Origin of the sequence: Bradyrhizobium neotropicale, from assembly GCF_001641695.1 — a bacterium.
Classification (GTDB): Bacteria; Pseudomonadota; Alphaproteobacteria; order Rhizobiales; family Xanthobacteraceae; genus Bradyrhizobium; species Bradyrhizobium neotropicale.
The window spans coordinates 60,955-83,354 of the sequence record NZ_LSEF01000085.1 but is presented as its reverse complement, the minus strand read 5'-3'; the positions used below and the strand labels follow the sequence as shown (position 1 = coordinate 83,354).

The 22,400-nt window shown below is 65.2% G+C and carries 22 protein-coding genes; 8 read left to right on the top strand and 14 right to left on the bottom strand.

Annotation, left to right across the window (positions count from 1 at the left end):
* Positions 1-6 precede the first annotated feature (6 nt).
* The 5 genes from AXW67_RS26910 to AXW67_RS26890 all read right to left on the bottom strand — a co-directional run bounded on the left by AXW67_RS26910 (position 7) and on the right by AXW67_RS26890 (position 5,222).
* Positions 7-783 (bottom strand): MetQ/NlpA family ABC transporter substrate-binding protein, encoded by a 777-nt coding sequence (locus tag AXW67_RS26910; protein WP_063680332.1) that lies wholly within the window; start codon positions 781-783, stop codon positions 7-9.
* 29 nt (positions 784-812) lie between these two features.
* Complete coding sequence (locus tag AXW67_RS26905) at positions 813-1,478, bottom strand: methionine ABC transporter permease (protein WP_027555627.1); 666 nt, start codon at positions 1,476-1,478, stop codon at positions 813-815.
* Positions 1,468-2,592 (bottom strand): methionine ABC transporter ATP-binding protein, encoded by a 1,125-nt coding sequence (locus AXW67_RS26900; RefSeq protein ID WP_063680331.1) that lies wholly within the window; start codon positions 2,590-2,592, stop codon positions 1,468-1,470. Before AXW67_RS26900 ends, AXW67_RS26905 begins: the two co-directional genes overlap by 11 nt.
* Positions 2,593-2,822: 230 nt before the next feature.
* Complete coding sequence (locus AXW67_RS26895; RefSeq protein WP_063680330.1) at positions 2,823-4,298, bottom strand: DASS family sodium-coupled anion symporter; 1,476 nt, start codon at positions 4,296-4,298, stop codon at positions 2,823-2,825.
* 117 nt (positions 4,299-4,415) lie between these two features.
* A complete protein-coding gene (locus AXW67_RS26890; RefSeq protein WP_063680329.1) occupies positions 4,416-5,222 on the bottom strand; it encodes an enoyl-CoA hydratase/isomerase family protein in 807 nt (268 codons plus the stop codon).
* A gap of 122 nt (positions 5,223-5,344) precedes the next feature.
* Here AXW67_RS26890 and nthA point away from each other — a divergent pair, with 122 nt between their 5' ends.
* The 3 genes from nthA to AXW67_RS26875 are packed head-to-tail and all read left to right on the top strand — an operon-like array spanning position 5,345 to position 7,010.
* Entirely contained in the window at positions 5,345-5,977 is a 633-nt protein-coding gene (gene nthA, locus AXW67_RS26885) for a nitrile hydratase subunit alpha (RefSeq protein ID WP_063680328.1), read from the top strand.
* On the top strand, positions 5,974-6,633 hold the full coding sequence (gene nthB / locus AXW67_RS26880) for a nitrile hydratase subunit beta (RefSeq protein ID WP_027555632.1): 660 nt from the start codon (positions 5,974-5,976) through the stop codon (positions 6,631-6,633). The genes nthA and nthB overlap by 4 nt, the downstream gene beginning before the upstream one ends.
* On the top strand, positions 6,633-7,010 hold the full coding sequence (locus AXW67_RS26875) for a nitrile hydratase accessory protein (RefSeq protein ID WP_027555633.1): 378 nt from the start codon (positions 6,633-6,635) through the stop codon (positions 7,008-7,010). The genes nthB and AXW67_RS26875 overlap by 1 nt, the downstream gene beginning before the upstream one ends.
* A gap of 246 nt (positions 7,011-7,256) precedes the next feature.
* Here AXW67_RS26875 and queC read toward each other — a convergent pair whose 3' ends face one another.
* A complete protein-coding gene (gene queC / locus AXW67_RS26870; protein WP_063680327.1) occupies positions 7,257-7,970 on the bottom strand; it encodes a 7-cyano-7-deazaguanine synthase QueC in 714 nt (237 codons plus the stop codon).
* 126 nt (positions 7,971-8,096) lie between these two features.
* Between queC and mazG the strand changes: the two genes are divergently transcribed.
* Entirely contained in the window at positions 8,097-8,954 is an 858-nt protein-coding gene (mazG, locus tag AXW67_RS26865; protein ID WP_063680326.1) for a nucleoside triphosphate pyrophosphohydrolase, read from the top strand.
* Positions 8,955-9,076: 122 nt separating this feature from the next.
* On the opposite strand, the gene hflX is transcribed toward mazG, so the two are convergent.
* The 4 genes from hflX to AXW67_RS26845 all read right to left on the bottom strand — a co-directional run bounded on the left by hflX (position 9,077) and on the right by AXW67_RS26845 (position 14,726).
* Positions 9,077-10,459 carry a GTPase HflX gene (gene hflX / locus AXW67_RS26860; protein WP_063680325.1) on the bottom strand — a complete coding sequence of 461 codons (1,383 nt, stop codon included), beginning with the start codon at positions 10,457-10,459 and terminating at the stop codon, positions 9,077-9,079.
* 11 nt (positions 10,460-10,470) lie between these two features.
* On the bottom strand, positions 10,471-10,719 hold the full coding sequence (gene hfq, locus AXW67_RS26855; RefSeq protein ID WP_007591126.1) for an RNA chaperone Hfq: 249 nt from the start codon (positions 10,717-10,719) through the stop codon (positions 10,471-10,473).
* Between the two features lie 249 nt (positions 10,720-10,968).
* Positions 10,969-12,339, bottom strand: coding sequence for a nitrogen assimilation response regulator NtrX (ntrX, locus tag AXW67_RS26850; RefSeq protein ID WP_027555637.1), 1,371 nt, complete (start codon positions 12,337-12,339; stop codon positions 10,969-10,971).
* A gap of 17 nt (positions 12,340-12,356) precedes the next feature.
* Positions 12,357-14,726, bottom strand: coding sequence for a sensor histidine kinase NtrY-like (locus tag AXW67_RS26845; protein ID WP_063680324.1), 2,370 nt, complete (start codon positions 14,724-14,726; stop codon positions 12,357-12,359).
* A 197-nt stretch (positions 14,727-14,923) separates the two neighbouring features.
* On the opposite strand from AXW67_RS26845, the gene AXW67_RS42845 reads away from it, so the two are divergent.
* Positions 14,924-15,076 carry a hypothetical protein gene (locus AXW67_RS42845; protein ID WP_156918342.1) on the top strand — a complete coding sequence of 51 codons (153 nt, stop codon included), beginning with the start codon at positions 14,924-14,926 and terminating at the stop codon, positions 15,074-15,076.
* 162 nt (positions 15,077-15,238) lie between these two features.
* Here AXW67_RS42845 and ntrC read toward each other — a convergent pair whose 3' ends face one another.
* Genes ntrC through dusB form a run of 3 tightly spaced genes read right to left on the bottom strand, consistent with a single transcriptional unit; the run spans position 15,239 to position 18,864 of the window.
* Positions 15,239-16,681, bottom strand: coding sequence for a nitrogen regulation protein NR(I) (gene ntrC, locus AXW67_RS26835; RefSeq protein ID WP_027555640.1), 1,443 nt, complete (start codon positions 16,679-16,681; stop codon positions 15,239-15,241).
* 9 nt (positions 16,682-16,690) lie between these two features.
* Positions 16,691-17,866: a two-component system sensor histidine kinase NtrB gene (locus AXW67_RS26830; RefSeq protein WP_027555641.1), complete on the bottom strand. Its 1,176-nt coding sequence runs from the start codon at positions 17,864-17,866 to the stop codon at positions 16,691-16,693.
* On the bottom strand, positions 17,863-18,864 hold the full coding sequence (gene dusB / locus AXW67_RS26825) for a tRNA dihydrouridine synthase DusB (RefSeq protein ID WP_201723726.1): 1,002 nt from the start codon (positions 18,862-18,864) through the stop codon (positions 17,863-17,865). Before dusB ends, AXW67_RS26830 begins: the two co-directional genes overlap by 4 nt.
* A 280-nt stretch (positions 18,865-19,144) precedes the next feature.
* On the opposite strand from dusB, the gene AXW67_RS26820 reads away from it, so the two are divergent.
* Positions 19,145-20,326, top strand: coding sequence for a bifunctional 2-C-methyl-D-erythritol 4-phosphate cytidylyltransferase/2-C-methyl-D-erythritol 2,4-cyclodiphosphate synthase (locus AXW67_RS26820; protein ID WP_063680322.1), 1,182 nt, complete (start codon positions 19,145-19,147; stop codon positions 20,324-20,326).
* 3 nt (positions 20,327-20,329) lie between these two features.
* A complete protein-coding gene (locus AXW67_RS26815) occupies positions 20,330-20,932 on the top strand; it encodes a CinA family protein (protein WP_063680321.1) in 603 nt (200 codons plus the stop codon).
* Between the two features lie 195 nt (positions 20,933-21,127).
* On the opposite strand, the gene AXW67_RS26810 is transcribed toward AXW67_RS26815, so the two are convergent.
* A complete protein-coding gene (locus tag AXW67_RS26810; RefSeq protein WP_027555645.1) occupies positions 21,128-21,307 on the bottom strand; it encodes a hypothetical protein in 180 nt (59 codons plus the stop codon).
* 381 nt (positions 21,308-21,688) lie between these two features.
* Between AXW67_RS26810 and AXW67_RS26805 the strand changes: the two genes are divergently transcribed.
* Positions 21,689-22,396, top strand: coding sequence for a c-type cytochrome (locus AXW67_RS26805; protein ID WP_063680458.1), 708 nt, complete (start codon positions 21,689-21,691; stop codon positions 22,394-22,396).
* The last annotated feature ends 4 nt before the right edge of the window (positions 22,397-22,400 follow it).

Genomic DNA, 22,400 nt, shown 5'->3' with positions numbered 1-22,400 from the left:
GAGTGTCTACCAGGTCGGCAGATACGTCCCCTTGAACCGCTTCTCGAGAAACTCCTTAACCGGTGTGGAGTGGTAGGCCTCGATCAATTGCTTGACCCAGGGCTTGTCCTTGTCCTCCTCGCGGACGGCGAGGATGTTGACCCAGGGGCCGTCGGCGTTCTCACGCGCGATCGCATCGACTGCCGGATTGAGGCCGGCCTGCACTGCGTAATTGTTGTTGATCGAGACGAGGTCGACATCCTGGAGCGAGCGCGGAAGCTGGGCGGCGTCTAGCTCGACGAAACGGAGCTTCTTGGGATTGTCGGTAATGTCGGCAATGGTCGAGGTGACGTCGTTGGGATCCCTCAGCTTGATCACACCGTGCAGCGCCAGAATCATTAACCCGCGCGCGCCGTTGGAGGGATCGTTGGCGATCGCGACGCGGGCGCCGTCCGGCAGGTCGGAGGGCTTCTTGTACTTCAGCGAATAGACGCCCTGCGGCGAGCCGATCGTGGTTGCGACCTTGACGATCTTCCAGCCGGTCTTGGATATCTGGTTCTTCAGGTAGGGCTCATGTTGGAACGAGTTCGCTTCGAGGTCCTTCAGTGCCAGCGCCTGGTTCGGAATTACATAGTCGGTGAACTCGACCACCTTGATGTCGAGGCCGCGCTCGGCGCCGACCTTCTTCACGACATCCATGATCTCGGCGTGGGGACCCGCGGTCACCCCGACCCGGATGGTTTCGGCCTGCGCAGGGCCGGCCAGCAGAATCGCGGCAGCCGCGATCGTCACGAGAAAACGCATCAATGTCTCCGATGTCAGGAAAGCTTACGTCAGCGGTGGCGCAGCCGGCGATTGACCCGGCGTGCCAGATAGTCGCCCGCGCTCTGAACGAGCTGCACAAGCGCGATCAGCACAACGACGACGGCCAGCATCATCTCAGGCATGAAGCGCTGGTAGCCATAGCGGATGCCGAGATCGCCGAGCCCGCCGCCGCCGACTGCGCCGACCATGGCGGAGTAGCCGAGCAGGCTGACCACCGCGAGCGTGAGCGCCAGCAACAGGCCCGGCAGCGCCTCGGGGATCAGCACCTTGAACACGATCTGCAGCGGCGAGGCACCGAACGAGGACGCGGTCTCGATCAGCCCGGCATCGACCTCGCGGATCGCGGCTTCCACCAGGCGCGCGATGAACGGCGTCGAGGCGATCGTCAGCGGCACGATTGCCGCGGTCGATCCGATCGAGGTGCCGGCGATGAGCCGCGTGAACGGGATGATGGCCACGACCAGAATGATGAAAGGCGTCGAGCGAGTCGCGTTGACGATGATGCCGAGCACCGCGTTGACCGCAGGCGCCGCGAACAGCTCGCCTTTGCGGCTGGTCGCGAGGAAGACGCCGATCGGCAGGCCGAAAACCGTCCCGAGCAGCGCCGCTACCCCGACCATGAACAGGCTCTCGCCGGTGGCCTGGATGATCAGGTTGATGAGTTCAGGCGACATAGCCGAGCCGCTCCGCGGAAATCTGTTGCAGGGAGAGGAAGGAGAGCGCGCGCCCGGCCGCGGCTTCGCCGCCGGGAATGCCCAGGGTCAGCGAACCGACATGCTGACCGCCGATCTCGTCGATCCGCGCCGACAGCAGCGACACGTCAAGGCCGAGCTCGCGCGCCAGCCGCGCGACCAGCGTATCGCCGGCCCCGGCGCCGCGCACCTGGACGCGGATGACCGCGTGCCCGCCCGTGAGCGGTTCCGGCACGATCCGGCTCGCCAGTGACACCGGCAGGCTGTCGCCGATCACCTCGGCCAGGAAGGATTGCGTGATCGGGTGCTGCGGATGGGTGAAGATGTCGGCGACATGGCCCTTCTCGACCACGTGGCCGCTGTCGAGCACGACAACTTCCTTCGCGAGCTGGCGAACGACGGACATCTCGTGGGTGATCAGCACGATGGTCACACCGAGCTCGCGGTTGATGTTCGCGAGCAGATCGAGGATCGCACGCGTGGTCTGGGGATCGAGCGCCGAGGTCGCCTCGTCCGACAACAGCACGCTCGGGCGCGTCGCCAGCGCGCGCGCGATGCCGACCCGCTGCTTCTGGCCGCCGGAGAGCTCTGATGGATAGCGGTCGTGCTTGTCGGCGATCCCGACCAGCGCGAGCAGCTCGGCGACGCGCGCCTTGATCTCGGCGTTCGGCCAGCCGGCGATCTCCAGCGGTAGCGCGATGTTGGCAGCCGCTGTCCGCGACGACAGCAGGTTGAAGTGCTGGAAGATCATCCCGATCGAACGCTGCGCCAGCCGCAGCTCGTGGCCGGCCAGCGCCGAGATATCGCGGCCATCGACGACGACGCGGCCCGTGGTCGGCTTCTCCAGTCCGTTGATCAGACGAACGAGACTCGACTTGCCGGCGCCCGAGCGGCCGATTACGCCCGTGATCGACCCGCGCGGGATTGCGAAGTCGATGCCTTGCAGCGCGTTGACGCCGGGCTTGCCGCGATAGGCCGGATAGATCTTCGAAATGCCCTCGAAACGGACCATCGCATCCGCGACGGCTGGGGCGGGTGAAACCGCCTCGCGAGGATCGATCGGCTGTCCGATCGCCAATGATTGGTGTGCGTTCATCTCTCTCACAACGGATCGCCGGCGCGCTCGCCAGGCGGGGCGCGAGGGCAAGTCGCTTCAAGCGACGGGATTAGGGGGCACGCGGTTCCATGGGAAACGCTGCACTGCAGCACGCACCATCGCGCGTTCGCGGCTGTCTGGCAATTTCAGATATTTGTAGCGAGGAGGAGAAAGCTTTCGCGATCCCTCCCCGCCGCAGGAAATTCATCTGCGCCCAGCAGGCAGCGGCCCTACCGGACCACCTGCAACCAGGGCAGCACGATCAGCAAGAGCCCGGCAAAATAGATCACCCCGAAGATCAGGCCAAAACCCCAGAACTGGCCTTTGCCGATATAGCCGCTGCCGAAATACATTGGCGCGGGTCCCGTCGCGTAAGGCGAGATCACGCCCATGAGGCCGAGCGAATACATGCAGAGCATGGCGAGCGTTACGACCGGCAGCTCGGCGATGCCCGAGCCGACCGCGAGCACCACAGGCAGCACCGCGGCCGCATGCGAAGTGATGCTCGAGAAGAAATAGTGGATCCAGAAGAACAGCGCGACCAGCAGGATCATGGCAGTCGACGGCGACAGCCCGGCCAGCGGCTTTGCATATTCGGTGGCAAACCATTTGATGAAGCCGATCTCGTTGAGACCCGAAGCCAGCGTCAAGAGCGAGGTGAAGTAGAAAAACACCTCCCAGGCGCTCTTCTCGGCGACGATGTCGGCGAACTCGATCACGCCCGTGACCAGCATCAGCGAGATCACGATGAAGACGACGGTGGTGGCGTTGACGAAGTTGGAGCCGAGCAAGGGTACGTGCATGTCCGGGCTCGAGCCTGCGATCCACAGGAACATCGCGAGCACGATCAGCGCCAGCATGATCCATTCGTTGCGCGACATCGGGCCCATGCCCGCGAGCTCCTTCGCTGCCCATTCGGAGATTTCCGGGCTCCGCTTCACCTCCGGACGGCACACGAGATAGCTGAGCAGCGGGACCAGCAGCATCAGAAGGATGCCGAGCGGCGCGAAGCCGATGAACCACTGGCTCCAGCTGATCTCGACCCCGACCGTCCTCTTGGCGATCGCGAGCGCCGCCGCATTGGGCGCCAGCGCGGTGAAGAACAGCGAGCTCGTGACAGCGGTCGCGGCAAAGGCGGTCCACATCACATAGGTGCCGATCTTGCCGGCGGTCGGTCCCGGCTCGGAGCCGTAGATGCGCGGGATGTTGCTGATGATGGGATAGACGATGCCGCCGCTGCGCGCCGTGTTGGATGGCGTCGCCGGTGCGAGCAGGAAATCCGACATCGCGACCGCATAGCCGAGGCCGAGCGTGTTGCTGCCGAGGCGTTGTACCAGCACGAGCGCGATGCGTCGTCCGAGCGCGCTCTTGCGATAGCCGATCGAGAACACGAAGGCGCCCACGATCAGCCACACCGTGCTCTCGGCAAACCCCGCCAACATCCAGCGCAGCGATTTGGTCGGGTCGGCTTCGATATAGCCGCTGACGCCCGCGACGGTGAGCCCGATCAGGCCGACCGCGCCGACCGGCATCGATTCCAGGATGAGGCCGGTGATGACCGCCGCGAAGACCGCAAAATAGTGCCACTGATTGACATTGAGCCCCGGAGGGACCGGCCACAGATAGATCGCGAGCCACACCACGAGCGGCGCGAGCTGTTTCCAACTAAATCGTTTCGCCTCAGGCGCCTGCGAGCTGGCGGTCATCGGCCCTCCCCTCCAATTTTCACGGCATTCTGTCCCGGCCGGTTGGCCCGGCGCTTTTGTCCCTGTCGCGGCGTATACGAACTGTCCGCGGTGCGATCAATGGCCTCGCCTGACGTTCTACCGTCCTTTGAACCGCGGCTTGCGGCGGGTCAGGAACGCCTCCACGCCCTCCTTGTGGTCCTCGGTGAGACTTGCGAGCGCGAACTGGTCGACGTCCATGTGGCTTGCGAGATCGTCCAGCGCATGCGCGAGGCGGTTGACGGTGAGCTTGGTCATGGCGACCGAGAGCGGCGGCTGGGCGGCGACTTTCCGGGCGAGCTCCATGGCGGCATCGAACGCCTTTCCGGGATCGACGACCTGCTCCACCAAATGCCACTCGTAGGCCTCGTCCGCCGAGATGCGCTGATCGGCCAGGATCACCGCCTGCTTGGTGCGGGCCGGCCCCATCAGGTGCAGCATGCGCGGGATGCTCTGCCAGCTCATGTTCATGCCAAGCCCGATCTCGGGCACGCGCAGATGCGCATCGCGCCCCATCACGCGGAAGTCGAGCGCGACGGCGAGCGCCACACCGCCGCCGATGCAATAGCCTTCGATCGCCGCGATCGTGATCTGTTCCATCTCGTGCCAGGCCTGGGTCAGGCGTGGTCCGAGTTTCAGGTGCCTGCGCAGCGTGCCGAGATCCATGTCCTTGCGCGAGCGGCCTTCCGCGTCCTTCAGGTCGAAGCCGGCGCTGAAGCAATCCGTGTTTCCCGTCAGCACCACGACGGAGGTCACAGCGTCATCCTCGAAGCTGCGCGCGGCTGCGGTGAGCTGCCGCAGCGCCTCCGGCGACAGCGCGTTGATGCCATCGCCGCGGTCGAACCGCACGATTGCGATGCGCCCCTCGGGGCCATGGCCCTTCTCGATCTTCACGAAGTGCGTCACCGGGCGCCTCCAAAGCAAGTTTGTGCCGATGCTAGCGCACAAACGGCGTCACGAATACGTGGCCGGATTGCGCTGCAACGAAGGCTCGACAGGCGGGGAAGATTACGCCTATCTTCGTAGCCATGAGCAGCGATCACGACCACCATCATCACGATCAAGACCATTCGGAACTGTCTGAGACGGAGCTGCGCGTGCGCGCACTCGAGACGATCCTGACCGAGAAAGGCTACGTCGAGCCGGCCGCGCTCGACGCCATCATCCAGGCCTACGAGACCAAGATCGGTCCGCATAACGGCGCTCGCGTCGTCGCCAAGGCCTGGACCGATCCGGCCTTCAAGACGGCGCTGCTGGAGGACGGCAGCAAGGCGATCGGCACGCTCGGCCATGTCAGCCGCGTCGGAGATCATCTCGTCGTGGTCGAGAACACGCCGCAGCGTCACAACATGGTCGTGTGCACGCTGTGCTCCTGCTACCCATGGGAAATGCTGGGCTTGCCGCCGGTCTGGTACAAGGCCGCGCCCTATCGCTCGCGTGCTGTGAAGGATCCGCGCGGCATGCTCGCTGATTTCGGCGTGACGGTGCCGAAGGACATCGAAATCAGGGTGTGGGATTCGACTGCCGAGACGCGTTTCCTGGTGCTGCCGATGCGCCCCGAAGGCACGGAAGGCTGGAGCGAGGAGCAGCTCACCGAGCTCGTCACCCGCGATTCCATGATCGGCACCGGATTTCCGAGGAAGCCGGGAGCGCCGTCGTGAACGGCGTGCACGACATGGGCGGTATGGACGGGTTCGGCAAGGTCGAGCCCGAGCCGAACGAACCGATGTTCCACGCGGACTGGGAGTCGCGTGTCCTCGCCATGGTGCGCGCGATGGGTGCGGCCGGCGCCTTCAACATCGACACCTCCCGCTTCTATCGCGAGACGCTGCCGCCGCATGTCTACCTCTCGAGCTCCTATTACAAAAAGTGGTTCCTCGGCCTCGAGGAGATGCTGATCGCCAAGGGCTACCTCACAAGGGAGGAGGTCGCCGCCGGCCGCGCAGTGCAGCCGGCGAAAGCGCTCAAGCACGGCAAGTTCGGTCTCGACGATGTCGAGCGCGTCATGGTGCGCGGCAAGTTCGCCCGCCCTGCTCCAGTGCCGGCGAAATTCAAGATCGGCGATCGCGTGCGCGCGAAGAACATTCACCCCACCACGCATACGCGGCTGCCGCGCTATGTCCGTGGCCATGTCGGAATCGTCGAGCTGAACCACGGCTGTCACGTGTTTCCGGATTCCGCGGCGATGGAGCTCGGCGAGAACCCGCAATGGCTCTACACGGTCGTGTTCGAGGGGCGCGATCTCTGGGGCGCGGACGGTGATCCGACCTCAAAGGTCTCGATCGACGCCTTCGAGCCCTATCTGGATCCGGCGTGATGAGCAGCACGCTTGCTGCCGCCGCGACGGCGGCGATTCCGAGCATTCCACGCGATGACGATGGCCCGGTGTTCCGCGCCCCGTGGGAGGCGCATGCCTTCGCCATGGTGCTGACGCTGCATGATCGCGGCGTGTTCACGTGGCCCGAATGGGCCTCAGCGCTCGCCGACGAGATCAAGCGCGCGCAGGCCGCCGGCGATCCCGACACCGGCGAGACCTACTATCTGCACTGGCTCGCCACGTTGGAAAAGCTCGTCGCCAGCAAGGGCGTTGCATCCACGGAGACTCTGAACCGCTACCGTGACGCCTGGGACCACGCCGCCGATCGCACCCCGCACGGCAAGCCGATCGAGCTGACGCCGGAGGATTTTGGCTAGCTCGCCGCCACACCCGTCATTGCGAGCGCAGCGAAGCAATCCAGAGTCTTTCCGCGGAAAGATTCTGGATCGCTTCGTCGCAAGAGCTCCTCGCAATGACGGCTTGAGGGAGCATCCGTCCTCTCCACTCGTCGTCGCCCGGCTTCACCGGGCGACCCAGTGCGCCGCGGCCTCTCCGTATCCCACAAGCGCCTTTGGAATACTGAATCATCCGCTTTCGCGGGTGATCACACCGAGCATTTGGCGTCAGCTCGCCGCCACGTACTCCTTCCATCCCTTCGCCCGCAGGCTGCAGGCGGGGCACTCCCCGCAGCCATAGCCCCAGTCGTGCTGCGCGCCGCGCTCGCCGAGATAGCAAGTGTGGGACTGCTCGCGGATGAGGTCGACCAGCCCCTGCCCGCCGAGGTCATGCGCCAGCTTCCAGGTCGCCGCCTTGTCGATCCACATCAAGGGCGTATGCAGCTCGAATTTCCTGGCCATGCCGAGCGATAGCGCGGCCTGCATGGCGCGGATGGTCTCGTCGCGGCAATCGGGATAGCCGGAATAGTCGGTCTCGCACATGCCGCCGACGATGTGGGTGATGCCGCGCCGGTAGGCCAGCGCAGCGGCAAAGGTGAGGAACACCAGATTGCGGCCGGGCACGAAGGTGTTCGGCAGGCCGTCCGCGCCCATCGCGATCGCGACATCCCGCGTCAGGGCCGTCTCGGACACGGCCGCCAGCGTCGGGATCGACAGCGTGTGGCTCTCGCCGAGCCCGGAAGCCCACTCGGCGCGCAACCCCTTGAGGCCGCCGAGCAACTGGTCGCGACAGGCAAGCTCGATGGCGTGGCGCTGGCCATATTCGAACCCCAGCGTTTCCACGCGCGCGAAGCGGCTGAGCGCCCAGGCAAGGCACGTGGTGGAGTCCTGGCCGCCGGAAAACAGCACCAGCGCGGTTTCGGTCGAAAATGTGTCACTCATGGCCCGCGCTTTAGCACCATGGCGGCGGCCCGCCAATCGGTGGAAACTCCTCCGTTTCCGCGCCTTACGCTGGGAACGGAGGGCCGCTTTTGGCATAAGGCTTACGAGCCAAGGAGACGCCCCGCGATGACCCCTTCCCGCGACATTTCACGCTTGATCGAGATCATGGCGGCGCTGCGCGCGCCCGTGACCGGTTGCCCCTGGGACCTCGAGCAGAATTTTGCGACGATCGCGCCCTATACGATCGAGGAAGCCTATGAGGTGGTCGACGCGATCACCCGCGGCGATCTCGACGATTTGCGCGAGGAGCTCGGCGACCTCCTGTTGCAGGTCGTGTACCACGCCCAGATGGCCGAGGAGCAGAAAGCATTCGCCTTTGGCGACGTCGTCGAAGCCATCACCCGCAAAATGATCCGGCGCCATCCCCACGTCTTCGCCGACAAGGACGGCAACCTCGCGCCCTCTCATGTCACGGAAGTCTGGGACCGCATCAAGGCCGAGGAGAAGGCCGAACGCGCCGCGCGGCGGCCGCCGGAGGAGACGTCGCACAAATCGCTGTTGTCGAGCGTGAAGGCGGGCCAGCCCGCGCTGACGCGCGCCATGGAATTGCAGCGCAAGGCCTCCACCGTGGGCTTCGATTGGAACGATCCGCGCGCGGTGCTGGCAAAGATTCGCGAGGAAGCCGACGAGATCGAGGCCGCGCTGGACCGCAACGACAGCGAGGGGCTGGCGGAGGAAACCGGCGATCTGCTGTTCGCGCTCGTCAACCTCGCCCGCCATACCAACGCCGACCCGGAAGCCTCGCTACGCGCCACCAACGCGAAATTCGAACGCCGCTTCGCCTATATCGAGCGCGCGCTGGCGGCGCAGGGACGGACGCTGGAGCAGGCGTCGCTGGCCGAGATGGACGCGCTGTGGAATGCCGCGAAGGGTGACGAGAAGACGGCTCCAACGGTCGAGAAGAGCAAGCAAGTCCGCCGCTAATTCAGGCGTCGTCCTGGCGAAAGCCAGTCCGTAGCCCGGATGGAGCGAAGCGCAATCCGCGGCGCATCGTGTTGTGACATCCCGGATTTCGCTTCGCTCCATTCGGGCTACGAAAGTGCGGCTCACGCCGACAGATGCGGCACGGCGTCGAAGCGTGACACCACGATGTCGCGCTTGGTCTCGTCCACCCGCACCGTCATGTCGAAGCGGCCGTCGTGCAGCTCTTTCGCCAGCACCTCGGCGTTGCGGTGCAGCCAGGAGATGCCGGCGCCATCAGCGGCGTCGATCGACAGGTCGAGCGTGGTGCGCTTGGCCGCGAGCCGCTCCTCAATCGCGGCGAGCAACGCGTCGATCCCCTCGCCTGACACCGCGGAGACCAGCATCGCCGGGTGATCCTCCGGCCTGCGCGCGGCGATGTTGAGCAGCTCGTCGCGCTGCTCCGCATCGAAGCGATCGATCTTGTTCCAGACCTCGATGATGCGGCCCGAGTCATCCGGGTTGATGCCGAGCTGGCGCAGCACCGCGTCGACGTCGCTCTGCTGCGCTTCGGCGTCCTCATGCGAGATGTCGCGAACGTGCAGGATGACGTCGGCCTCGAGCACCTCCTCGAGCGTCGCGCGGAAGGCGGCGACGAGCTGCGTCGGCAGGTTGGAGATGAAGCCGACGGTGTCCGACAGCATCGCCTTGCCGCCATGCGGCAGGTTCAGCGCGCGCAACGTCGGATCGAGGGTCGCGAACAGCATGTCGGCGGCCTGCACGTCGGCGCGCGTCAGGCGGTTGAACAGCGTCGACTTGCCGGCATTGGTGTAACCGACCAGCGCGACGACGCGGTACGGCACGCGCTGGCGGCCGGCGCGATGCAAACGCCGCGTCGCTTGAACCTTTTTCAGCTCGCCCTCGAGCTTGGAGATGCGCTCCTGGATCAGCCGCCGGTCTGCTTCGATCTGCGTCTCGCCGGGACCGCCCATGAATCCAAAACCGCCGCGCTGGCGTTCGAGGTGGGTCCAGGATCGCACCAGGCGCGAGCGCTGATAGTTCAGATGCGCGAGCTCGACCTGGAGCGAGCCCTCCTTGGTCTTGGCGCGCCGGCCGAAGATTTCGAGGATCAGCCCGGTGCGGTCGAGCACCTTGGCGTTCCACTCCTTCTCGAGATTGCGCTGCTGGATCGGCGCCAGCGCGCAATCCATCACGACGAGGTCGACCTCCAGGCTCTTGATCAGCCCGGTGATCTCCTCGACCTTGCCCTTGCCGATATAGGTCGCGGGCCGGATCTGGCTGATCGGCGCGATGATCGCATCCGCAATGACGAGATCAATCGCGCGCGCAAGGCCCGCGGCTTCGTCGAGCCGGGCGTCGGCGTCTCGCAGGACATAACTTTCCGATTGCGCGTCGGCTCCGCCCGCGCGCACCCGCAAGTAGGGGCCGATGACAAGCACCCGCCCCGTCTGCTTAGCCCCTGCCGACCGCGGACGGTCGGCATCCCCGTCGAAATTCCGGGGTTCCAATCAGATCACTCTCAAGCCGGCTGATCCTCGCCGCCTTCGAACAACTGGATCGGGGCACCCGGCATGATGGTCGAGATCGCATGCTTGTAGACGAGCTGCGAGTGACCGTCGCGCCGAAGCAGCAAACAGAAATTGTCGAACCAGGTCACGATGCCCTGGAGCTTCACTCCGTTGACCAGAAAGATCGTCAGTGGCGTCTTGGTTTTGCGAACGTGATTAAGGAAGGTGTCCTGTAGGTTTTGTGCGCGGTCTGCCGCCATTGTTTTTATCTCGCTTTGAGTTTCTTTTTATTGCGCCGGTTGCGGCCCTCTCGCGAAATTCGGGGCCTCTTCCGGTTGCCGTCCCTCATGAGATCCCCCTCGGAGGTCCGGCAGTACGATTAGAGGACAGGTGGACTTATTAGGCAAGCCGCTTCGCGCGGCGGAGCCCGTCCTATTGGACCGAAAAACTACGGAAATCGATGTTTTTCCTTGGATATTGTGAACGTGTGGCCGTGAGGTCGCGGGGAGTCAACCGACGCCGAGCGCCTTCAACTTCCGGTGTAGTGCCGAACGCTCCATGCCAACGAACTCCGCCGTTCGAGAAATATTTCCTGAAAAACGGCTGATCTGTGCAATCAAATAGTCGCGCTCGAACACTTCGCGCGCTTCGCGCAGCGGCAGGCCCATGATGTGCTCGCCATTGTTGCTGGTCGGCATCGCCGGCACCATCGAGCCGACGTCCTGGGGGAGCATGTCGGCGGTGATGATCACCTCCGGCCCGCCTGCGGCGAGAATCATGACTCTTTCAACGTTGTTGCGGAGCTGGCGCACATTGCCGGGCCAGACATGCGATTGCAGCACCGCCATGGCGTCCTGCCCGATCTGGCGCTTGGGCAGGCCGCTGCCGGCCGAAATCTGCTCCATGAAATAGTCGATCAATTCCGGAATGTCCTCGCGCCGCTCCGACAGCGCCGGGACGCGGATCGGCACCACCGAGAGGCGATGATAGAGGTCCTCGCGGAAGTGGCCGGCCGCGATCTCCTCCTCGAGGTTGCGGGCGGTGGAGGAGATGATGCGGACGTCGACCTGCACCTTGGAAGTGCCGCCGACGCGCTGGAACGACTGTTCGACCAGCACGCGCAGGATCTTGTTCTGGGTCTCGCGCGGCATGTCCGCGATCTCGTCGATGAACAGCGTGCCGCCATGGGCCTCTTCGAGCGCGCCCGGCTTGCGCGGCTGCTCGCCGTTGGTTTGCTCGACGCCAAACAGCTCGTGCTCCATGCGCTCGGGCGTGATGGCGGCTGCGTTGATCACCACGAAGGGACCGTCGGCGCGCCCCGAGGCCGTATGCAGCGTGCGCGCGGTCAATTCCTTGCCGGCGCCGGCGGGGCCGACGATCAGGATGCGGCTGTTGGCCTTGGCCGCGCGCTCGATGGTCTGGCGCAGCTGGTTCATGCTGGGCGAGCGGCCGACCAGCTGGCTTGCGCTCGGCGCGAGCTGCTTCAGCTCCTTGACCTCGCGCTTGAGCCGTGAGTTCTCCAGCGCCCGTGTCGCCACCAGTATCAGGCGGTCCGCCTTGAACGGCTTCTCGATGAAGTCGTAGGCGCCGCGCTTGATCGCGGCGACCGCGGTCTCGATGTTGCCGTGGCCCGAGATCATGACGACGGGCAGGTCGGCATTGTCCCTCTTGACCTGCTCGAGCAACTGAAGCCCGTCCAGCTTGGAGCCCTGGAGCCAGATGTCGAGGAAAACCAGGTGCGGCCTGCGGTTGGCGATCTCGGCGAGCGCCGTGTCGCTGTCGCGCGCGGTCCTTGTGACGAATCCCTCGTCTTCGAGAATGCCCGCAACGAGATCCCGAATATCGGCCTCATCATCGACAATCAGAATTTCACTAGCCATGGGTCGCGCCTGTGTTGTCAGCTGCCTGTTGAGGCTTCGATTTTCGTTGAGTCATTAGTCTTTTCGGCCGGCTCTTTGGTTTCGCTGGCCGGCTCCTTTATTTCCTGGTCGGGACTGGTTGGTGCCGCATCCGCGACCTCGATCTTCTTGGGATGGCCGGAGATCGCAAAGCGCATCCGCATCCAGGCACCGCGCTGGCCTTCCCGGAAGTCGGAGGCGTCCTTCAGCTCGATGCGGCCGCCATGGTCTTCCAGCACGCGGCCGACGATCGCAAGCCCAAGGCCAGTGCCCTTGGCGCGCGTCGTGACGTAAGGCTCAAGAAGTCGCGAGCGCGCGACCTTGGGCAGGCCGATGCCATTGTCGATGACGTCGATCAGAGCGTCTTCGCCCTCACGCGACACCACGACGTCGATGCGGCCCTTCCCGTGATCCTTGCCGAGCTCCTCGGGCGGTACCTGCTCGATCGCCTCGGTGGCGTTCTTGACGATGTTGGTGACCGCCTGCGAGATCAGCCGGCGGTCGAACTGGGCGCGCAGCGGATCCTCTTTGAACTCCGCCTCGATATCGATCTCGGGATGGGCGACCTTCATCAGGAACACCGCCTGCCGCACGGTGTCGGCGACGTCCTCGCCCTCCATCACCGGCTTCGGCATGCGCGCGAAACGCGAGAATTCGTCGACCATCCGGCGGATGTCGTCAACCTGGCGCACGATCGTGTCGGTGCACTGGTCGAAGATCTGCTTGTCCTTGTCCTCGGTGATGGTCTTGCCGAACTTGCGGCGGATGCGCTCGGCCGAGAGCTGGATCGGTGTCAGCGGGTTCTTGATCTCGTGAGCGATGCGGCGCGCCACGTCGCCCCAGGCCGAGGTCCGCTGCGCCGAGACGAGCTCGGTGATGTCGTCGAGCGTGATGATGTAGCTGTCGCGCGCCTGGCTGGTCTTCTCCGCGCTGACGCGGACCGACAGATTGCGCTCCTGCCCGTCGCGCGTGATGGTGATCTGGCCCTGCACCAGGCGCTGGGTCCCTTCCCGCGCCGTCTTCATCATCTCGTCGAGTTCGGGCAGCACGTCGGACAAGGGATGGCCGAGCGTCTCGGATTCGGCGTGCCCGATCAGCTTCTCGGCGGAGCGGTTGAGGATGCCGACGCTGCCCGAGGCATCGACGCCGATGATGCCGGCGCTTGCCGAGGACAGCACCGCCTCGATGAAGCGGCGGCGGCTGTCGATGAGATCGCTGGCGTTGACGAGCTCGTCGCGCTGGCTGCGCAATTCCTGCGTCATCTTGTTGAAGGTCGCGCCGAGCTGCGCGAGGTCGCCCTCCGATTTGTGCACGGGCACCTGGACATGCAGGTTGCCGGTCGACACCGTATGGGCCGCGTTCATCAGCCGTCGGATCGGCGCCACCAGCGAGTTGGCGAAGTTGAACCCGATCAGCACCGAGGCCATCAGGATGGTCAGCGCGATCACCGCGAACATCAGCGCGAACGCGACCTGGATGCCGAGCCGGCGCGACTCGATCTGGGCATATTCGGCGACGCTGAGCTCGGTCTGCTTGAGCTGGTCCACCACGCGCGGGTCGAGCTGGCGGGCGACGTAGAGGAAGAAGGTGTCGTTGAAGGACCTCAGCCTGATCACGGCGGCGACCAGATTCTGGTCGGGCAGGACCGCGATCTCGGGCTCGTTCTCGTTGACGTTCTTCAAGAATTCAGGATTTGGCGGCGCGAAGGCGAGCGGGATGCCGCCGGTTTCCGCCGACAGGATCGGATTGGCGTCCTTGCCCATGATCATCGCGCCCGGCAGGTTTCTGGCCGCCGCACCCGCCGTCAGGAGCTGAAGGAAGGACTGCCGGTCGCGGTCGAACAGCAGTGAGGCGCGCGAGACGTCGTTGGCCATGCCGATGATGTCGCCGCGGATGAGCTGCGCGTGCTCCTGCATGTAGGCGCGCGCGATGATCAGCGAGTTCTGGATGACCTCCTTGGTTGGTCCCGAGAACAGGCGGTCGAGGCCGCGCTCGATGGTGACGTTGGCCACGATGGCCACCAGCACAGCCGGCAGCACCGCAACGATCGAAAACAGGCCGACGATCTGGACGTGCAGCCGCGCCGCCGCCCTGCCCCGCCGGCGGGCCTGGACCATCTGCCAGACCTCGCGGACGATGATGCCGACCAGGAGCAGGATGGTGCCGGCATTGATCAGCAGGAAGGATCTGACGACCTCCGGCGTGGGCTCGATATTGGTCAGGCCGGTCAGGACCACGAAGGTCAGGAAGGCCGACAGCAGCGCCAGCCCGACCGCAAAAGGTGCCAGCCACCGGCTCAGCGACCAGCGCCTGGGCTCTTCGGGTTGGGCCGTGTCATAGGATGCGGCCGAGGTATCTGCGCTGATCATTCCGGCAATGGCGATGCTGAAAAGGGGTCCGCGGCGGGCGGATACTGATGTATTCGTACCACATTGTTGCCGAATTGCGACAATTCCGCGGCGTCTCAGCCACGGCGGCCGGCGCATCCACAGGGTTACGGTTCCCGACGACCCCTAATGTTCGAGCCCGGCCGTCCCGCGGAACTGACTGGCGGGATCGCGGCTTGATGGCGATGGATAGATTTTTTCTCGCGATGATGGTCTCGGCCGTCCTGTTGCTGATCGTGGCCGCGGACCGTCTGGTTAACAGCCCCGGCATGCAACAGTCGGCCAACGTTGCCAACGTCCTGCCCGCGGCGCCGGCCCGGCTCATCAGATAGGTGCGACCCGCGATCGAGCGAACCGGGTCGTGCAGGACCACGGAACATTTCGGTCATATTCCGACTTCTGCTCTCCGCGCCGGCCACTCGGGCCAGCGCGATTCGGACAGGCTCAGCTCCGCTGTGGTAGGGGGAGCTGAGCCACCGTCCGGTTTGAGGGGACTACCCACCGCTCCGATACACCTGAATATCCAGATCCCGGATCTTCTTGCGCAGCGTGTTGCGGTTGAGGCCGAGCAGGTCGGCGGCGCGGATCTGGTTGCCGCGGGTGGCGGCCAGCGCAGCCGTGAGCAGCGGCACCTCGATCTCCTTGAGAATGCGGTGATAGAGGCCCGGCGGCGGCATGCCATTGGGAAAGCCCTGGAAGTGCGAGGACAGATAGGCCTCCACCGCGCCGCCGAGATTGTCGACACCCTGCTGGACCGCCGCGCCCGGGCTGACCGAGGGCGGCGCCAACTCGCCGTCGATGACCGAGGACGTGATCACGTCCTGCGGATAGAGCGCCGCGAGGCGCCGCGCGAGGTTTTCGAGCTCGCGCACATTGCCCGGCCAGCGGTGCTGCTTCAGCCGCTCCAGGGCCAGCGCATCGAGCTTCTTCGGCGGCAGGCCGTCCTTCTCGGCCAGCGCGAAGAAATGGCGCACGAGATCCGGCAGGTCTTCGATGCGCTCGCGCAAGGGCGGCAGCCGCAATGGCACGACGTTGAGGCGGAAGAACAGGTCTTCGCGGAACAGCCCCTGCTGGATCAGGACGCGCAGATCCTTGTTGGAGGCCGCGACGATCCGCACGTCGGTCTTGATCGGGGTGCGGCCGCCGACGGTGGTGTATTCGCCCTGCTGGAGCACGCGCAGGAGCCGCGTCTGCGCTTCCATCGGCATGTCGCCGATCTCGTCGAGGAACAGCGTGCCGCCCTCGGCCTGCTCGAAGCGGCCGGAGGCGCGGGTGTTGGCGCCGGTGAAGGCACCGCGCTCATGGCCGAACAGCTCCGATTCGATGAGGTCGCGCGGGATTGCCGCCATGTTGACCGCGACGAACGGGCCGTTGCGGCGCTTGCCATAGTCGTGCAGCGCGCGCGCCACGAGCTCCTTGCCGGTGCCGGACTCGCCCGTGATCATCACGGTGAGGTCGGTCTGCATCAGCCGCGCCAGCACGCGGTAGATTTCCTGCATCGCCGGCGAGCGGCCGACGAGCGGGATCGCCTCCATCTCGGCGTCCTCGTCCGGGCTCGGCGTGCGCTCCTTCGGCTCGGCGAGCGCGCGGCCGACGATGGCGATCAGCTCCTTCAGATCGAAGGGCTTCGGCAGGTATTCGTAAGCGCCACGCTCGGAGGCGCGGATCGCCGTCATGAAGGTGTTTTGCGCGCTCATGACGATGACCGGCAGGTTAGGCCGCATCTTCTTGATCCGCGGCAGCAGGTCGAAGGCGTTCTCATCCGGCATCACGACGTCGGTGATGACGAGATCGCCCTCCCCCTGGCTGACCCAGCGCCACAGCGTGGCGGCATTGCCGGTCAGCCTGACTTCATAGCCGGCGCGGGATAGTGCCTGATTGAGAACCGTGCGGATGGCGGTGTCGTCATCAGCAACGAGAATGCTACCTGCGGGCATCGTTAATCCTCATTTTGCCCCCTGTGATGCAGGCGACGACTTCCCGGCAGAGTCGGCGTGACTGCTGTGATCAGCGTGTTTGACCGATGTCGAGTACATCGGCATCAGCACGCGGAAGGTGGTCTTGCGCGGCTGAGACTCGCATTCGATGATGCCCCCGTGATCGCCGATGATTTTCGCGACCAGCGCCAGGCCAAGACCGCTACCGGTCTGCTTGGTGGTCACGAAGGGATCGAACAGGTTGGGCAGAAGATCGTCGGGCACGCCTGGTCCATTGTCCTTGACGCAGAATTCCAGCGGCAGGGATACCCGGGTTTTTTGACCGGGGACTGACAGGCGAACGCCGGGGCGGAACGCGGTGGTGAGCTGGATCTCGGCGTCGGGGACGTCGATCAGGGCTTCCGCGGCGTTCTTCACCAGATTGAGGAACACCTGGATGAGCTGGTCCTGGTTGGCCAGCACCGGCGGCAGCGAGGGATCGTAGTCCTCGATGAAGCGGATGTTGCGGGCAAAGCCGGACTGCGCCAGCCGCTTCACGTGATCGAGCACCGAATGGATGTTGACCGGGCCGCGCATCACTGGGCGTTCGTCGCCGAACACCTCCATTCGGTCGACCAGCGTCACGATGCGGTCGGCCTCGTCGCAGATCAGCCGCGTCAGCATCCGGTCTTCGGAGGAGGCCTGCTGCTCAAGAAGCTGCGCCGCGCCGCGAATGCCGGAGAGCGGATTCTTGATTTCATGCGCGAGCATTGCGGCCAGCGCGATCACCGAGCGCGCGGCGCTGCGATGGGTGAGTTGGCGGTCCATCTTGTCGGCGATGGTGCGCTCCTGGAGCATCACCACGATATGACCGGGCCGCTCCGTCAGCGGGGCGACATGGAGATCGACCTGGCGGTCGCCGCCCATGCGCGGCGTGCCGAGATCGACCTTGTATTCGTTGACCGGCGAATTGGAGGAGCGGACCTGATCGATCAGCGCCAGCAAGGGGCTTCCGAACGGCACCAGCTCCTTCAGCGACTGCCGCTTCAGGAACTGCGTCGAGATCTCGAAGAACGCCTCGGTCGCGATGTTGGCGGCGACGATCTTGCCGTCGGGCCCGATCGTGAGCACGGGATTGGGCAATGCATCCAGGATGGCATCGCTGTCGGACGAAAGCGGTCGGCGATGGTCAGCGCCTGAGCTCATGCGGCAGCGCTCCATGCGAAATCGTCGAAGGCATCCTGCAGCGACCGATGAACGAGGCGCGGATCCTCCGAGGTGAGGATCGTCTGGCGCCAAGTCTTCAGCTTTTCGGCCGGCGCACGGCTCGCCTGCGCGGCGACATCGAGCGCCCAGCCGAGATGCTTTCGCGCATGCTTCAGGCCAATGCGCAGGCCGTAGAGCGCGCAGACGCCCTCATAGAGCGCGCGAACATAGCCGAGCTGCTGATCGAGCGACGGCGTGGCCTCTGCCGCCCCGCCGCTCAGGCGTCGGCCGATCTGACCGGGCAGCCAGGGCTGGCCCTGCGCGCCGCGGCCGATCATCACGGCATCGGCGCCGGAGGCGTCGAGCGCGGCGAGTGCCTTGTCATAAGAGGTGATGTCACCATTGACGACCAGTGGAAGGGAGATCGCCTCGCGCACAGCGCGGATTGCATCCCAATCGGCCTCGCCCTTGTAGAACTGGCAGCGGGTGCGGCCATGCACGGTGACGAGCTTGACGCCGGCGTCTTCCGCCCGTCGCGCCAGCTCCGGCGCGTTGCGGGTGTGGTCGTCCCAGCCGAGCCGCATCTTCAGCGTCACCGGGACCTGCACCGCTGCGATCGTCGCCTCGATCAGGGTGACGGCATGGTCGAGGTCGCGCATCAAGGCCGAGCCGGACTGGCCGCCGGTGACGTGGCGGGCCGGACAGCCCATGTTGATGTCGATGATGTCGGCGCCGCCGGCTTCCGCGATCCGGGCGCCCTCCGCCATCCAGCGTGCCTCGCAGCCAGCAAGCTGGACCACATGCGGACCGATCCCGGTAGCTTCGCAGCGCAACCGCGACATCCGGTGGCCATTGGCGAGTTCGTCGCTGGCGGTCATCTCGGACACGACAAGTCCGGCCCCGAGCTCCGCGGCCAGCCGCCGGAACGGCGAGTCGGTCACCCCTGACATCGGCGCCAGGAAAACCGGGGTGGCGACGTCAATCTCGCCTATCTTCAATGGCTTAGCGCCGAATGCTTCCGAGCCGGTCACGAAGGTCTCGTTCACAGGACAGGGCCTCATCGCACCTGTCATGACCTATCTTGCGCACAATTCTTGTGCAGTCAAGCGTCATGCCTACAGTTTAGACAGTTCTTCCGATCTTTCAAGTGCAGTGCAGCAAAATGCTGTTTCCCACAACGCAGGGAAACCTCTTTTTTTGCGGCCCTGCCGTGCTAGAGGCATGCCCGTAATCACCCCACTCTCCGACTCTCCACCAGCAATTGAGTAATCGAGCCCTATGGCGAAATCAGAGCGCACTGGAGTCGTTCTCGTCGCAGCCGGTCGCGGACTGCGCGCCGGCGCCGGCGGGCCGAAGCAATACCGCACGATCGGCGGCCAGCCGGTGATCTATCGCGCCATGGAAGCCTTCAGCCGCCATGCGGACGTGTTCGCGGTGCAGCCCGTGGTCAATCCCGACGACAGCGCGATGTTCACCGCCGCGGTCGAAGGGCTGCGTCACGAGCCGCCGACCAATGGCGGCGCGACCCGGCAGGCCTCGGTGCTTGCGGGTCTCGAGGCGCTCGCCAAGCACAAGCCGGACATCGTGCTGATCCATGACGCGGCACGGCCGTTCGTCTCGCAGGCGGTGATCTCCCGCGCGATCGATGCGGCGAGCCGCACCGGTGCGGCGATCCCCGCCATCCCCGTCACCGACACCATCAAGCTCACCGGCGAGGCCGGACACGTCGAGGGCACGCCGGACCGGGCGCGCCTGAGAATCGCGCAGACGCCGCAATCCTTTCGCTTCGACGTCATCCTCGAGGCGCATCGTCGCGCCGCAAAGGAAGGACGCAGCGATTTCACCGATGATGCGGCGATTGCCGAATGGGCGGGATTGACGGTTGCAACCTTTGAAGGCGATGTTGCCAATATGAAGCTCACCACTCCCGAAGACTTCGTGCGCGAGGAAGCGCGTCTGGCCGCCCAACTCGGCGACATCAGGACAGGCACGGGTTACGACGTGCACGCCTTCGGCGAAGGCGACCACGTTATGATCTGTGGCGTTCGCGTGCCGCATACCAAGGGCTTCCTGGCTCATTCCGACGGCGATGTCGGCCTGCATGCGCTGGTCGACGCGATCCTCGGCGCGCTGGCCGACGGCGACATCGGCTCGCACTTCCCGCCGAGCGATCCGAAGTGGAAGGGGGCCTCCTCTGACCAGTTCCTGAAATACGCTATCGAGCGCGTCACGGCGCGCGGTGGCCGCGTCGCCAATCTCGAGGTGACGATGGTCTGCGAACGGCCGAAGATCGGCCCGCTGCGCGATACCATGCGCGCGCGCATCGCCGAGATCTCCGGGGTCGACATCTCCCGCGTCGCCGTGAAGGCGACGACCAGCGAGCGGCTCGGCTTCACCGGCCGCGAGGAAGGCATCGCGGCCACTGCGAGCGCTACCATCCGCCTGCCCTGGAGCCTGTGAACCATGGGCGGCAGCGACGCACGCGCCCTCTCCCGCTCGCTGCTCGATCTGTGCCGGATGCGCAAGCTGACGATTGCGACCGCTGAGTCGTGCACCGGCGGCCTCGTCGCCGGCGCGTTGACCGACATCCCCGGCTCCTCCGATGTGATCGACCGCGGCTTCGTCACCTATTCCAATGATGCCAAGCGCGCGATGCTCGGCGTCGAGACGAGCACGCTTGCCAATTTCGGCGCGGTGAGCAAGGAGACGGCGACCGCGATGGCGGTCGGCGCCTTGGAGCGCGCCGGTGTCGACCTCGCGGTCTCCGTCACCGGCATTGCCGGGCCCGGCGGCGCCACGCCCGGCAAACCGGTTGGGCTCGTGCATTTCGCCGCCGCTGCGCGCGACGGCCGCATCATCCACCGCGAGCACCGTTTCGGCGCCATCGGCCGCACCGCGGTGCGGCAGCGTTCGGTGGTCGAGGCGCTGCGCATGCTGATGGACCTCGCCCGCGGCCCGCAGGCCCAGGTCAAGCCGCGCCGCGACACGGCAAGCCGCCTGCGCCCGCGCGTCGCCCGTTCGCCGCGGCGGCACGCGGTGAAGCGCCGGCGTACGCCGCGCGGGTGAGCCGTCTGACCTGGTGAGACCTGGCAGGCCCTCGCGATGAAGTTATGTGGCTTGCAACGCTGCAGGCCGCCGCATTCTGCTGAGGCTGGGATCCGATATCGTCAGACGGCTGCCACCGGATCACATGGTCCAGCGGAAACAGCGGCCATCAATCTCGGATCGTCACCGGCTCGGACACAGCGACCGGTGGCCTGATCATTCGCCCGTCTGCTTGATGCGATGCAGGACCGGAAGGTTTTGCTCGATCGCCTTCGCAAGCACCGTGCCCGTGGTGCGGCCGAGTTCTTTTGCGATCATCGTGACCGGTTTGGTGCCTGCGAGTGTTTTGAGCTTGCTCAGATCTTCCGCACTCCACGATTGCTTCCAGCGTCCCATGTCCCCTGGTCCTACCCACACATTACCCCGAGCGCCGACTCGAACTTTAGTTGAAAATCCCATGAAATGCAGCTTTACAGGTGTGCCGCTCGCGGCAAGGGGCGTTCCGTCAGCAGGCCACTCTTTGGCACAAACTGCACTTGTCACGGCCGTGGAGCCCAGTCTGGAAAACTCGGGTGCAACACGCCGGCGATCGATGCGCCTCATCCGTCGTTTGGAAAAACCGCGCGAAATTTGCCGAAAACGATCATGATCGCGGTTCGGCCGCGCGACTAAACGTCATCGTCCTCTTCAAAGCTTGCGCGCGACTATATTGGCGCAATAATGCCGATCTACGTTGCGATCAGGAATCAACCCGATCCAGTTCTGGAGGGCGGCGACGTGTTCGCTCGTAACGCTGCTTTGGCTCTCGCCATTGCTACCTTGGCCGCCTGCAATGTTGCGGCCGCACAAACGGCCAACCAGCCGCCGGATACCATGGCGGCGCGCGTGGAAGCGTGCACGCCCTGCCATGGCAACAAGGGCGAAGGCACCAGCGACGTCTATTTCCCGCGCCTTGCCGGCAAGCCGGCCGGCTATCTCTACAATCAGCTGCTTGCCTTCAAGAACGGCCGGCGAAAATACCCGCCGATGAACTATTTGCTGGAATTCCTCACCGATCCCTACCTGCAGCAGATGGCGGACTACTTCGCCGATCAGCATCCGGCGCTGCCGCCAGTGGTAGCAAGCGATGCAAGCCAGGAGGTCCTCCAGCGCGGTCAGTCACTGGTCACGCGCGGCGATCCTCAACGCCAGATACCGGCCTGCGGTAGCTGCCATGGCCCGGCCCTGACCGGCATGGAACCGGGAATCCCCGGCCTGCTCGGACTGCGCCCAAACTACATCAGCGCCCAGCTTGGAGCGTGGCGCTATGGCACCCGCACGGCAAAGGCGCCAGACTGCATGCAGCAGGTTGCTGCTCGACTCACGGAGGAGGATGTCACAGCGGTCGCGGCATGGCTGGCGAACCACCCGGCGCCGGTGATGAACGCCCCAGCACCGAAGGGCACCTACGTGCTGCCCTTCGCCTGCGGCAGCGAACCGGAGTGAGGAG